Genomic DNA, 13376 nt, shown 5'->3' on the forward strand with positions numbered 1-13376 from the left:
GTATCTTAAAAAGGGTTAACTAATTCATACAGATTATGTTACGAAAATACACTGTTCTTTTATTTCTTTTGTCTTGTTGTTTTTCCTTTTCAGGAATAGCACAAACCTATCAATTACCTGCCGGAAAGAAATTTCATAAAGTCAAGTTTGAGCTCATTAATAACCTAATGGTCATACCTATTGATGTTAATGGAACGGAGCTGTCTTTCGTGTTAGATTCTGGGGTTGGTACACCCATATTATTCAATTTAGCTGATCAAGATTCTATTCAGTTAAATAACGTTACAGAAATTACAATTAATGGGTTAGGGGATGGCGACCCTATTAACGCATTAAAATCAACTGGAAATTTTGTTCAGTTGGGGAATGTTAAGAATGTCTCACAAAACATTTATGTTGTAATGGATGCTGGTATAAACTTTTCGCCAAGTTTAGGTATACCTATACATGGTATTATAGGTTACGATTTGTTTCGAGATTTTATAGTTGATATAAATTACATAAAGCAAACCATCAAATTTCATGACCCAGAGCTATATAAATACAAAAAGTCTAAGAATACTAGGGTTGTAGATATGTCGGTTATTAGAAAGAAGGCATATTTAGATGCATTTGTTATGATTAATAAGAATGAGGAAATACCTGTAAAAATGTTATTGGATACCGGTAGTAGCGATGCAGTATGGTTATTTGAAGATGAAAGAATTCAGTTGCCCGAAAAGCATTATCAAGATTTTTTAGGCAAAGGTCTTGCTGGTAATATTTATGGAAAGAGAACAAAAATCAGTCATTTAAAGATTGCAGATTTTATACTGAGTGATGCTAAAGCTGCTTTCCCTGATATGGAGACGTTTACAACAATTTCAGATTTTGGAGGTAGAAACGGAAGCTTGGGTGGCGAGGTTATAAAACGGTTTAATGTAGTATTCGATTATAGAAATGAAAAATTGATAATGACCAAGAACACCAATTTCGGTAAGCTCTTTCAGTATAATATTAGCGGAATTGATTTGCAACATGCTGGTATGCGTTATGTGTCAGAAAGAATTACCGATTCGAATGGTGTGGTTAATAGTGATGCAAAAACATATGGCGATGTGCAAATTATACTTCAGGGCGCTACAAGATTAAGTTTGGTACCAGAAATAATTGTTTCCGGAATACGCCAGGGGAGTCCGGCGCATTCGGCAGGTTTACGTGAAGGTGATGTTATTTTGGCAGTGAATGGCAAACGCATCCACAGGTATAAATTACAAGAGATTATGCATATGCTAAATTTCAAAAAAGATAAACGCGTTAAGGTGTTAGTAGAGCGATATGATAATGATCTGCTTTTTAGTTTTGTTCTAAAACCGTTGTTTGATGAACAATAGCGCATAAAAAAAAGCCCAACTTCTCAGTTGGGCTTTTTGTTTTCTAAAAAGTTCTTTTATTTGGTACCAGTAGCAGCTTGAACTTCTCCTTTGATTTTTAAAACCTTAGTAGGAGTGTCAGCGTTAGATATTACCGTAATTGCTTTACGGATAGGTCCAACTCTATTGGTATCATATTTTACCTGAATCTCACCAGTCTTACCTGGTAAAATTGGGTCTTCTGGTTTTTTCGGAATTGTACAACCACAACTAGAACTTACTTTGCTCACGATAAGTGGCGCAGTTCCTGTGTTTGTAAATTCAAAAACTCTTACTCCGTCAGATCCTTTAGCAATTTCGCCGTAATCAACAGTTTCAGATTTAAACTCTATTTTGGCAGCAGCATCTTGTGCTGTTAAGCTAAATCCTAGTAAGCCTACAAATAATACAAGTACTATTTTTTTCATCATTTCTAATTTTGGGTGGATGTCAAAATTAAATCTTTTCAGATCAACCTCAAAATCCTTTTGTTATACTCTAACGTTACTTATTTTTGTTTCGTATTTATCTTTGGGTAAAATTCAGCTGAAATGACCGTTAGAATGTCAATTCGGCTTTATTTTTAATAACCCATTTTATTATTATTCAAAAACTGTTCCAAAAAATGGAAATTCCTTCAAAATATAATCCGCAGTCCACAGAATCTCATTGGTATGATTACTGGATGAAAAACGGTTACTTTCATTCTGTACCAGATGACAGAGAACCTTATAGTATTGTAATACCACCGCCAAACGTAACGGGCATATTGCACATGGGACACATGCTGAACAATACCATACAAGATGTATTGATCAGAAGAGCTCGTCTTTTAGGTAAAAATGCATGTTGGGTACCTGGTACAGACCATGCCTCAATTGCTACAGAAGCGAAAGTTGTAGCTAAATTAAAAGAACAAGGTATCAATAAAAACGATCTTACAAGAGATGAGTTTTTAAAGCATGCTTGGGATTGGACAAATGAATATGGCGGAATCATTCTTGAGCAATTAAAGAAGTTAGGTTGTTCTTGCGATTGGGACCGTACTGCGTTCACTATGGATCAAGAGCGCTATGATAGCGTTATCAAGGTATTTATCGATCTTTATAATAAAGGATTGATCTACCGTGGGTATAGAATGGTGAATTGGGATCCAGAGGCTCAAACAACTTTGTCAGATGAAGAAGTTATTTATGAAGAAAAGCAAGGACTGTTATATTACTTGTCTTATGCTATTGAGGGTTCAGACGAAAAAGTAACCATTGCAACCACAAGACCAGAAACAATTTTAGGTGACACTGCCATATGTATTAATCCGAATGATGAACGATTTACGCACCTTAAAGGTAAAAAGGTAATTGTTCCTATTTGCAATAGGGTAATACCAATAATTGAAGATGAGTATGTAGATATTGAATTCGGTACAGGATGTTTAAAAGTAACACCTGCACACGATATCAATGATAAAGCACTTGGTGAAAAACACAATTTAGAAACTATTGATATTTTCAATGATGATGCGAGCTTAAATAGTTTCGGGTTGCATTATGAGGGTAAAGATCGTTTCGTAGTAAGAAAAGAAATCTCTAAAGAATTAGAAGAATTAGGTGTTCTGGTTAAGACCGAGACTCATATTAATAAAGTAGGTACTTCAGAAAGAACCAAGGCTGTTATTGAACCGAAATTGTCAGATCAGTGGTTCTTGAAAATGGAAGATTTGGCGAAACCGGCTTTAGAAGCGGTGATGGAGACTGGCGATGTTAAGTTGCATCCAAAGAAATTTGAAAACACATACCGTCATTGGATGGAGAATGTTCGCGATTGGAATATTTCTAGACAATTATGGTGGGGTCAGCAAATACCAGCTTTCTACTTTGGTGACGGTCAAGAAGATTTTGTTGTAGCGGCTAACGTAGCAGATGCATTAAAACTTGCAAAAGAAAAATCAGGCAAATCAGATTTACAAGAAAGTGACTTGCGACAAGATGCCGATGTTCTAGATACTTGGTTTTCATCCTGGTTATGGCCAATGAGTGTATTTGGCGGTATTCTAGAGCCAGATAATGAAGAGATAAACTATTACTACCCAACAAACGATTTAGTAACTGGTCCAGATATTTTATTTTTCTGGGTAGCTAGAATGATTGTTGCCGGGTATGAGTTTAGAGGAGAGAAGCCTTTTGAAAATGTTTATTTCACCGGATTGGTTAGAGATAAGCAACGTAGAAAAATGTCTAAGCAATTAGGTAATTCCCCAGATGCTCTTGAGCTAATTAAGGAATATGGTGCCGACGGAGTTCGTGTAGGTATGTTGATGTCTGCAGCTGCAGGTAACGATTTAATGTTCGATGAAGATCTTTGTCAGCAAGGAAAAAACTTTGCCAATAAAATTTGGAACGGCTTTAGATTAGTACAAGGTTGGGAAATTGCTGATATTCCTCAGCCAGAAGCTTCAAAGCTTGGTTTAGAGTGGTACGAGTCTAAGCTCAATAAGACCTTACTAGAGATAGAAGATCATTTCGAAAAATTCCGTATTTCAGATGCTTTAATGTCTATTTATAAATTGGTTTGGGACGATTATAGCTCTTCATTATTAGAGATTATAAAACCTGCCTACCAACAGCCAATAGATAGAGCAACTTATGACAAGGTGATTCAATTATTTGAGCAAAACTTGAAGTTATTGCACCCATTTATGCCATTTTTGACAGAAGAAGTTTGGCAGCATATTGCAAAAAGAGACAAGAGTGAGGCATTGGTGATAGCCAAATGGCCTACCGTAGGTAAAATTGATGAAGAGTTAATAGCCCAGTTCGATTTTGCCGCTGAGGTAATTGCAGGAGTTAGAACCATTAGGAAAAACAAGAATATTCCGATGAAAGAATCGTTAGAATTATCAGTTCTAAATTCTGAGGAAGCAAGTAGCCGTTGGGATGTAGTTATTTCAAAATTGACCAATGTATCTGAAATCAGTTATATAAAAGAGCAGTTAGAAGGTGCATTAACGTTCCGTGTAAAAAGTAACGAATACTTTGTGCCAATGGAAGGGGCTATAGATGTAGAAGCTGAAATCATTAAAATAAAAGAAGAGCTGAAGTATACCAAAGGCTTCTTAATATCTGTTCAAAAGAAACTTTCTAATGAACGTTTTGTTAGTAATGCACCCGAAAAGGTAATTGCTATAGAGCGCCAAAAATTGGCAGATGCTGAAGCTAAAATTGAAACTTTAGAAAAGAGTTTAGCAAGTTTAAGCTAGTACTTTAATCGTATAAATTAGTAAAGCCTCATTCCTATTTAATTGGGAATGAGGCTTTTTCTATTGATAAAAGTATTTAGGCAGTCATGTTGTTTTCGTACTTTTAAATAGAACAAAAAAGCTAGAAAAATGAAACCACTAAAAAAAGAAGATATTAAGCAAGAGGTATTCGACCTTTATGACGCTTATGCACATAATAAATTAGAGCGTCGAGACTTTGTTCAGAAACTATCGGTATATGCCGTTGGCGGTCTCACAGTACCTTCGTTGATGAGCTTTTTAATGCCTGATTATAAAAATACTTTTTTAGTAGCTAAAGATAATCCAGATTTAGATTCGGGTTTTATTACTTATGATTCTTCTAAGGGTGGTGGCGAAATAAAGGCATTGTTTTCAAAACCAAAATCGGCAGATGGTAAATTGCCAGGTATTGTTGTGGTTCATGAAAATAGAGGCTTGAATCCGTATGTAGAAGATACAGCGCGAAGAGCAGCTTTGGCAGGTTTTGTAACCATTGCTCCAGATGCTTTGAGTCCGTTAGGTGGTTATCCGGGTAATGACGATGAAGGTAGAGAGATGCAGAAAACGCGAGATAGAGATGAAATGTTAGAAGATTTTATAGCGGCATTTGATTATTTGAAAAATCATGAAAGCTGCAATGGTAAAATAGGAGTTGTAGGTTTTTGTTTCGGAGGATGGATTTCTAACATGATGGCAGTAAAAGTACCAGATTTGGCAGCTGCTGTACCTTTCTATGGTGGTCAGCCAACAGAAGGTATAGAAAATATAAATGCGCCTTTGATGTTTCAGTATGCAGGTTTAGACGAACGTGTAAACGCCGGATGGCCGGCTTATGAAAAGACTTTAAATGAACTTGGTAAAGAGAATGTTGCCTATTTCTACCCAGAGGTAAATCATGGCTTTCATAATACATCTACACCAAGATATGATGAGCCTGCGGCAGAACTAGCTTGGTCACGTACTATTGAGTTTTTTAAAGAAAATTTAGTTTAAATTGCTGATTATCAGTGTTTTTAATTGTTTGTGTGTTGATTATCGCTCTGATTTTGAGCTAGTAATCAATTGCTTTGAGTTAAGCATACAGAGGTAATCCCTTTATTTTTGTCATATAAACAATCTAAAAAAAAACACATTATGAGAAGTCTATTATGGTTAGTAGCAGTTATTTGTATAATTATATGGTTATTGGGAATGTTAGGTATTGTTCCTGGTCTTGCAACCGGTAGTTTAGTACATATTCTATTGGTGATTGCAGTTATTGTTATTCTATACAATATCATATCAGGTAAGAAAGTCTTGTAAGTCAGATTTAAGAAACCATATTTATCAAAAAATATATGAACCCTTGATTAATTTCAAGGGTTTTTTTATGCTTAAATAGTATCTTTAATACTATGATTAGACCTTATGTACTTGCCGAAACGAATTGGGAGCATTTAAAAGAAGAACAAATAGAATTGGCAGTTTTGCCTTGGGGTGCTACAGAGGCGCATAATTATCATTTGCCATACGGTACAGATAATTATCAAGCGCAAAGTATGGTTGAATCGGCTGCTAAAATAGCATGGAGCAAAGGTAAGAAGGTGATTGTTCTACCAACCATTCCTTATGGTGTAAACACAGGTCAGAGTGACATTTATTTAGATATGAACTTAAATCCGTCAACGCAATTGGCTATTCTTAAAGATTTGGTGACAGTATTAAATAGGCAAGGCATTAAAAAGTTATTGCTTTTTAATGGTCATGGTGGTAATAATTTTAAACCTATTGTAAGAGAGTTGGGCTTGTTGTTTCCTGAGATGTTTATAAGCTTTTGCTTTTTTCCGCCAATGCTAGATAAATCTAAATATTTTCAAGAAAAAGGTGATCATGCCGATGAAATGGAAACAAGTTTGATGCTTTATTTAAGACCCGATTTAGTTCAGCCAAAAGAGAAATGGGGTAGTGGTAGTGCTAAGTCATTCAAAATAGAAGCATTTAATGAAGGTTGGGCTTGGGCAGAAAGACAATGGTCTAAGGTGAGTAGCGATACCGGTATTGGTAATCCGGAGTTTGCTACTGCAGAAAAAGGAGAACGTTTTTTTAATGACGTTTGCCAAAAATTAAATGATTTGTTTTGTTCCCTTTGCGACGCCGACTTAAAAGATTTATATCATTAATTTTTAATGGCTACTAATTTATTTGAAGATGATGCTAGAGATGCTTTTCTTCTTAGATTAATATCCAAATCAATTTTCAAGGATACTAAAGCACTTAAAATAATGATATTTTTAAAAATGTACTGTCCTGCTAGGGTGAATACTAATTCGCCTTTGCCAAAAATTTCTTCAGGTAATAAGAATAGTGGGCTAAATGTAAATAGTATATGAATTATAGCGATACCAATAAATAATCTAGGTTTCCAGTTTGCTATAAGAAAGATGCCTATCAAAGTTTCTCCTATTGCTAATGAGATTAAGGCTATCTGCGAGGGTAAAATTCCTAAAGTTAAAATACTAATTGTGTCAGTGGCTAGATCTTCGGCCGGACTCAAGTGTGGAATAAATTTTATAAAGCCAAAAATTAGATACACAACACCGATAGAAATACGAAGAATATTGGTCTTTATCTTTTCTAATCTTTTCATCGAATGTTGGTCAATTGTTTACTAATTATTTTAAACCATATAGACACGACATCAACTAATATTTAGATAATCGATAATTATCATTTTAGTTCTTTGGTGACTAAATCAATATAAGATTGCATCGCTTTTTTCTTGCTCATGTTCTTGGCTTGAATCAATGCATTTGCTTTAAACGCATTAATTAAGGGAGTTTTACTGCCAGGGTTGTCAAAATTGTCATTGGCTATTTTGTAATAAGCATACAACTTTAAAAGTATATCTGCTGGGATCGGTTCGGTAAAGTTATTGACCAAAGCAACGGTTTCCTCAAATTCAATACGTAATTTCTTCATTCTCGTTTGGGTCAACAAAAGTTGCTATACAAGTCTCTGCACCTTTAACCTTTTGGTTTAGCTTTACATTGATTTGACAATCTAAAGGTAAAAATAAATCAACTCTAGATCCAAATTTTATAAACCCTGCATCATCACCTTGTTGTACACTTTCCCCTTTTTCTGCGTAATTAACAATACGTCTAGCTAATGCACCTGCTATTTGTCGATATAAAATTTCGCCAAATTTTGGAGTCTTTATTACTACAGTAGTTCTTTCGTTTTCTTCACTAGATTTAGGGTGCCACGCAACTAGAAATTTACCGGGGTGGTATTTAGAAAAAATAATGCTACCACTAGCTGGGTATCTTGTTACGTGAACATTTACAGGAGACATAAAAATAGAAACCTGTCTTCTCTTTTCTTTAAAGAATTCTTTTTCAAAAACTTCTTCAATAACAACGACTTTACCATCTACAGGAGACAGAATTTCGTTGAAATCTTTTGCAGCTACTCTTTTAGGGTTTCTGAAAAACTGAAGAATGATTATCAACAGTATTAAACCCAGTAATTGAATGGTCAGTTTTAACCAAGATATATCAATGAAGAAATGAGCTAAGAGTACGCTGATTCCAACTAAACAAAAAGAAAACAATATAATTTTTTGTCCCTCTTTATGAAACATAACTAAATATATTTAAGGTTAAATAAGCAAATGGAGCTGCAAAGACCAAACTATCTAAGCGATCTAACATGCCACCATGGCCTGGTAATATAGCGCCACTGTCTTTGACACCAGCTGCTCTTTTTAATTTCGATTCTATTAAATCGCCCAAACTACCGGCAACAACAATAACAGTTGCAAGAATCATCCATTGAATTGGGCTAATTAAAGCTTCAAAGGTAGCCATTAAATATGCGGCTATAAGTGCAAATATAAAGCCTCCTAAGGTACCTTCAATGGTTTTCTTAGGGGAAACTGAAGGAAATAATTTTGTTCTGCCTATGCTCTTACCTACCAAATAGGCAAATGAATCATTTACCCATATCAGAATAAAGATACCCATGATTAACAATTTGGCAAAGGCATCATTCTTGTAAGGTATCATTGTTAGAAAGATGCATCCACCGCCTATATAGAATAGTCCGACTATAAACTTCATCGGAGTATTGAATTTAATCGGTTTTTTAGTGAAAAGGTTGATCAAAAGGTAGATGTCAACAACTATGGTAATCACCATTAAAATATTGATGAGTTGTTGGTCTTTCACCAAATAAATAAAAGCCCACCATAATGCCAAATACGCAGCAAAAATGTGATAGCCTTTTAAGTGTACCAATTTTTTATACTCGTATAAACAAGCCAAACCAAAGGTCATGAATAAAAAATCGAAAGCATCAGAACTTAAAAAGACTGCTGACAATAATAATATAATGTAGACAGCCCCCGTTAGTGACCTTCTTAAAATTTCTTTCATACTATAAATCTTCCAGAAGTAAAAGATAAAGATTTTTAGTACTACTACCATATGTTAGAAAATCATCTGAATTTTCTTCGGTAGCTTTAAAGTGTTTTAATGTAGTGATATTGGCCGGTATTTTTTGACCATATTTTTTCTTGATGGTCTTTAGACCTTCACCTATAGACTCTACCAGTTGGCTGGTTGTAGCGAAAACTACAACGTTGCTTGGTAGCTCATTTACTTTTTTCTCGTGTAGTTGATTAGAACATACAAGAATACTTCCATTTTGAGCGATAAGATGCTCGCAGGTAGTAAAAAAGACTTCACTATCACGAGATTTATTAGTAAAAGTGATAGGCTCATTTGAAAATTTTTGGGCTAGCCTTTCATTGAGAACAAAGAAAGGCTCACTCTCCCAATTATTTTCTGTAACAATATTTTGAATTGCTCTTGAAACTTCTACATCAGAATCACAGTAAATAAACTTACCGCCATTTTGCTTAAAATGGATAGTAAATTTTTCATCAACAGGAATATTTAAATCAGGCATATGGTCGCCACGCGTTTCCGCAGTTTCTTTCGAAACTTTCTTCTTACCACCACCAAATAAAATATCTAAAAACCCCATTTACGTTGTTGAAATAATTGCTAAACTAAAGTACAGCAATTTTATTTATTCTCTGTAATTTCTTCCTCTTCCGTTTTTGAATCTGAATCTGAATCTGAATCTGAGTCAGCGTCTGAATCTTTTAACTTTTCAAGATTTTTTTTATTTTCTAAGGCTAGAATATCTTTTTCAAAATTTCTTACACCAAATATTTTTTCTAAATCTTCTTTAAAGATAACTTCTTTCTCTAATAATCGTTCAGCCAAAGTCGTTAATTTGTCCTTATTGTCTGTAAGTACTTTAATCGCTCTTTGGTACTGCTCTTCTATTATTTTAGATATTTCAGCATCTATTTTTCGAGCGGTATCTTCACTGTAAGGTTTTGAAAAACCATAAGAATCTTGTCCGGCAGAATCATAATAAGTTATGTTTCCTATTTCATCATTAAGACCATAGATAGTTACCATGGCTCTAGCTTGTTTAGTAACTTTTTCTAAATCACTTAATGCGCCAGTAGATATTTTATTAAAAATAACTTTCTCTGCAGCTCTACCGCCCATTGTTGCACACATTTCGTCCAACATTTGTTCTGGTCTAACTATTAAACGCTCTTCTGGTAGATACCATGCGGCACCTAAAGATTGTCCTCTTGGTACTATGGTCACTTTTACTAAAGGAGCGGCATGCTCTAACATCCAACTAGTGGTTGCATGACCAGCCTCATGATAAGCTATAGTTTCTTTTTCACCAGGAGTAATAATTTTATTTTTCTTCTCTAGACCACCAACGATTCTGTCAACAGCATCTAAGAAATCTTGTTTAGAAACAGCTTTCTTCTCTTTTCTAGCAGCTATTAAAGCAGCCTCATTACAAACATTAGCTATGTCTGCACCAGAGAAACCAGGAGTTTGTCTTGCTAAAAATTCAGTATCTAAAGTTTCTGCTGTTTTAATAGGTCTTAGGTGTACTTCAAAAATTTCTTTACGCTCACGTATGTCTGGTAAATCAACATATATCTGTCTATCAAATCTACCAGCACGCATTAAAGCCTTATCCAATACATCTGCACGGTTGGTTGCTGCAAGTACAATAACATTTGTATTTGTACCGAAACCATCCATCTCAGTTAATAATTGGTTCAATGTATTTTCACGCTCATCGTTAGAACCGGTAAAGTTATTTTTACCTCTAGCTCTACCAATAGCATCAATCTCATCAATAAAGATAATTGCTGGCGATTTGTCTTTTGCTTGTTTGAAAAGGTCACGTACTCTAGAAGCACCAACACCTACGAACATTTCAACGAAATCTGAACCTGAAAGAGAAAAGAAAGGCACTTTAGCTTCACCTGCAACGGCTTTTGCTAAAAGAGTTTTACCTGTTCCTGGAGGACCTACTAATAAAGCACCTTTAGGAATTTTACCACCTAATGACGTGTATTTGTCTGGGTTTCTTAAGAAATCTACAATCTCTTCAACTTCTTCTTTTGCACCTTCTAGACCGGCAACATCTTTAAAAGACGTTCTTGTATCTGTTTTTTCGTCAAATAACTTGGCTTTAGACTTACCAATATTAAATATTTGACCTCCAGCACCGCCGCCGCCGCCGCCAGACATTCTACGCATTAAATATATCCATATACCAATGATTAATACAAATGGTAATAAGGATAGCAAGAAATCTAAAATGGCTGTAGATTCTTTACCAAATTCAATAATCGTATCTAAATTATTTTCTTTTTTGATTTCAGTTATTTCATTTTGAAATATTTGAAGATCACCATAGTCTAAAGTATACTGTGGTAAATTACCTGAAGATGGAAGAAATGATTTTTCATTCAAATCTTTATGTACATCTTTAGCAATAGCTTCATCTTTTAAAAAGACCTTTGCTTGATTGGTGTTTGTAATAATTAGAATCTTCTTTACATCACCATTTCTTAAGTACTGTTGTAATTCTGAAGTAGTCGTTTTATTGGTGTTAGCTAAATCATCACTATTGAATAGTTGAAATCCAATTAGTAAGACTGCTACTAATCCATAAATCCACCAAGAGCTAAATTTTGGTTTTTTCGGATTTGTTTTGTTTTCTTTTGCCATTTTAATTTTTTATTAGTTTACGCTACTTTCTATGGTTGTGAATTTTGCATCTCCCCATAAACCTTCTATGTCATAAAAATCTCGTACTTGCTTTTGGAATACATGAACAACTACATTAACGTAGTCCATTAATACCCATTCGGCATTGTCTTCGCCTTCTACGTGCCAAGGTTTATCTTGAATCGCTTTACTTACTGTTTTTTGGATTGAACCTACAATAGCATTTACATGCGTATTTGAAGTACCGTTACAAATTATGAAGTAATCACAAACGGTATTCTCAATTTCTCTTAAATCTAGTAGGTTAATGTTATGACCTTTTACTTCGTCAATTCCCTGAATTATTAATGCAATTAACTCATCTTGGCTAGTTTTACTTTCCTGCATTCAAAAATTTTAGTTTTTACAAAGTTATTATTTTTTTGTTCTTTTATGACTAGTTTTTAACAATAGATTATAGAATCACAATAAGAACAGTAAATGCAAATAATCAAACTTGATGCCACGCAATCTACAAACACCTATTTAAAGGAGTTGTCATTTGAAAAAGAATTGGAAGATTTTACTATAATTACCACTAGAGATCAAACCTCGGGCAGGGGTCAAATGAATGCAAAATGGGAGTCTGAACCGGGTAAAAACCTAGCTTTCAGTATATTGAAGAATAATATTGATGTGCCTATTAAAGAGGTTTTTTTGGTAAGTGTTTGTATGTCTCTTGCGATAATAGATGGTTTAAAACGTTTAGGAATACCTGATTTGAGTATAAAATGGCCTAACGACATTCTGTCAGGTAATAATAAAATAGGAGGTATTCTTATTGAAAATATTTTATCTGGCTCTAAAATAAAACGAAGTATAGTTGGTTTTGGCTTGAATGTGAATCAAGAAGTGTTCGAAAAAGCTCCAAATGCGTCTTCATTAAAAAATATTGTGGGTACTGAATTTGATCTTGATTCGGTATTTTATTCTTTAATAGAACAATTGCATAGCTATTTAAATAAGCCAATACAATCTCTAGAGAATGAATTGTACGCTCAATATCATTCTCAATTATTTAAAATAGGGGAGAAGAGTACTTTTAAGAACCAACATGATACACTATTTACAGGAACAATAGAAAAAGTCTCTAGTAGCGGTAAGCTAATAGTGAAACATGAAAATGGTGATTATCAAGAGTACGGGTTAAAAGAAATACAGCTGTTGTATTAAACTGCACCCAAATTCGTTGATAGTGTATTTATAAAATTCGTGATAGGTTTTTTTATCATCATTGCCATCATAGCATTGAATTCGCCATTAAAACTTAAAACAACCTCACTTTTGCCGCTTTCTATTTCAATAATATCTGCAGTTAACGTAAAAGGTAATTTTTCACTGGCAGCACCTAAAACAATTTGACTAAAAGGTGTCTGTTCTTTTTTCTCCAAAACAATTTCTGGCATTCCTTTTAAAGCAAAAAGAAATCTATTCTCGTTCAAAACTTCAAATTTGTCAATGTTCTCTGGCATTAACTGTCTAAAATTAGGCAGGTCATTCAAAAAGTTGAAAGTATCTTCAGTGCTTTTAGATACTTGTGTCTTTGGTGTTTCTATTAACATA

15 protein-coding genes are annotated in these 13376 nt (G+C 34.3%); 6 read left to right on the forward strand and 9 right to left on the reverse strand.

Features of this window, described 5'->3' with window-relative positions:
- Positions 1 to 35: 35 nt before the first annotated feature.
- Positions 36 to 1373, forward strand: coding sequence for an aspartyl protease family protein (locus QSV08_RS00470; RefSeq protein WP_324025681.1), 1338 nt, complete (start codon positions 36 to 38; stop codon positions 1371 to 1373).
- A gap of 56 nt (positions 1374 to 1429) precedes the next feature.
- On the opposite strand, the gene QSV08_RS00475 is transcribed toward QSV08_RS00470, so the two are convergent.
- The gene (locus QSV08_RS00475; protein ID WP_348353160.1) at positions 1430 to 1822 is read right to left on the reverse strand and encodes a DUF1573 domain-containing protein; all 393 of its coding nucleotides are present in this window, start codon (positions 1820 to 1822) and stop codon (positions 1430 to 1432) included.
- Between the two features lie 194 nt (positions 1823 to 2016).
- Between QSV08_RS00475 and QSV08_RS00480 the strand changes: the two genes are divergently transcribed.
- From QSV08_RS00480 to QSV08_RS00495, 4 genes are all read left to right on the forward strand, one after another.
- Complete coding sequence (locus tag QSV08_RS00480) at positions 2017 to 4647, forward strand: valine--tRNA ligase (protein ID WP_324025682.1); 2631 nt, start codon at positions 2017 to 2019, stop codon at positions 4645 to 4647.
- Between the two features lie 129 nt (positions 4648 to 4776).
- Entirely contained in the window at positions 4777 to 5661 is an 885-nt protein-coding gene (locus tag QSV08_RS00485; protein ID WP_324025683.1) for a dienelactone hydrolase family protein, read from the forward strand.
- A 141-nt stretch (positions 5662 to 5802) separates the two neighbouring features.
- Entirely contained in the window at positions 5803 to 5970 is a 168-nt protein-coding gene (locus QSV08_RS00490) for a lmo0937 family membrane protein (protein WP_027067903.1), read from the forward strand.
- Between the two features lie 92 nt (positions 5971 to 6062).
- Entirely contained in the window at positions 6063 to 6827 is a 765-nt protein-coding gene (locus QSV08_RS00495; RefSeq protein ID WP_324025684.1) for a creatininase family protein, read from the forward strand.
- Here QSV08_RS00495 and QSV08_RS00500 read toward each other — a convergent pair.
- The 7 genes from QSV08_RS00500 to rsfS all read right to left on the reverse strand — a co-directional run bounded on the left by QSV08_RS00500 (position 6824) and on the right by rsfS (position 12161).
- The gene (locus QSV08_RS00500) at positions 6824 to 7294 is read right to left on the reverse strand and encodes a doxx family protein (protein ID WP_324025685.1); all 471 of its coding nucleotides are present in this window, start codon (positions 7292 to 7294) and stop codon (positions 6824 to 6826) included. The genes QSV08_RS00495 and QSV08_RS00500 overlap by 4 nt on opposite strands.
- A gap of 80 nt (positions 7295 to 7374) precedes the next feature.
- Positions 7375 to 7626 carry an acyl-CoA-binding protein gene (locus QSV08_RS00505; protein WP_324025686.1) on the reverse strand — a complete coding sequence of 84 codons (252 nt, stop codon included), beginning with the start codon at positions 7624 to 7626 and terminating at the stop codon, positions 7375 to 7377.
- A complete protein-coding gene (locus tag QSV08_RS00510) occupies positions 7607 to 8290 on the reverse strand; it encodes a phosphatidylserine decarboxylase family protein (protein WP_299325769.1) in 684 nt (227 codons plus the stop codon). The genes QSV08_RS00505 and QSV08_RS00510 overlap by 20 nt, the downstream gene beginning before the upstream one ends.
- Entirely contained in the window at positions 8280 to 9083 is an 804-nt protein-coding gene (locus QSV08_RS00515; RefSeq protein WP_324025687.1) for a phosphatidate cytidylyltransferase, read from the reverse strand. Before QSV08_RS00515 ends, QSV08_RS00510 begins: the two co-directional genes overlap by 11 nt.
- A gap of 1 nt (position 9084) precedes the next feature.
- Positions 9085 to 9696 carry an LUD domain-containing protein gene (locus QSV08_RS00520; RefSeq protein WP_324025688.1) on the reverse strand — a complete coding sequence of 204 codons (612 nt, stop codon included), beginning with the start codon at positions 9694 to 9696 and terminating at the stop codon, positions 9085 to 9087.
- 41 nt (positions 9697 to 9737) lie between these two features.
- Positions 9738 to 11774, reverse strand: coding sequence for an ATP-dependent zinc metalloprotease FtsH (gene ftsH, locus QSV08_RS00525; RefSeq protein ID WP_324025689.1), 2037 nt, complete (start codon positions 11772 to 11774; stop codon positions 9738 to 9740).
- A 12-nt stretch (positions 11775 to 11786) separates the two neighbouring features.
- On the reverse strand, positions 11787 to 12161 hold the full coding sequence (rsfS, locus tag QSV08_RS00530) for a ribosome silencing factor (protein WP_324025690.1): 375 nt from the start codon (positions 12159 to 12161) through the stop codon (positions 11787 to 11789).
- Between the two features lie 93 nt (positions 12162 to 12254).
- Between rsfS and QSV08_RS00535 the strand changes: the two genes are divergently transcribed.
- Positions 12255 to 12986 (forward strand): biotin--[acetyl-CoA-carboxylase] ligase, encoded by a 732-nt coding sequence (locus QSV08_RS00535; RefSeq protein ID WP_324025691.1) that lies wholly within the window; start codon positions 12255 to 12257, stop codon positions 12984 to 12986.
- Here QSV08_RS00535 and QSV08_RS00540 read toward each other — a convergent pair.
- Positions 12983 to 13375: an SRPBCC family protein gene (locus QSV08_RS00540; protein WP_324025692.1), complete on the reverse strand. Its 393-nt coding sequence runs from the start codon at positions 13373 to 13375 to the stop codon at positions 12983 to 12985. The two genes, QSV08_RS00535 and QSV08_RS00540, sit on opposite strands and share 4 nt — an antisense overlap.
- Position 13376: the final 1 nt, after the last annotated feature.

Origin of the sequence: Maribacter sp. BPC-D8 (genome assembly GCF_035207705.1) — a bacterium.
Lineage (GTDB): Bacteria > Bacteroidota > Bacteroidia > Flavobacteriales > Flavobacteriaceae > Maribacter.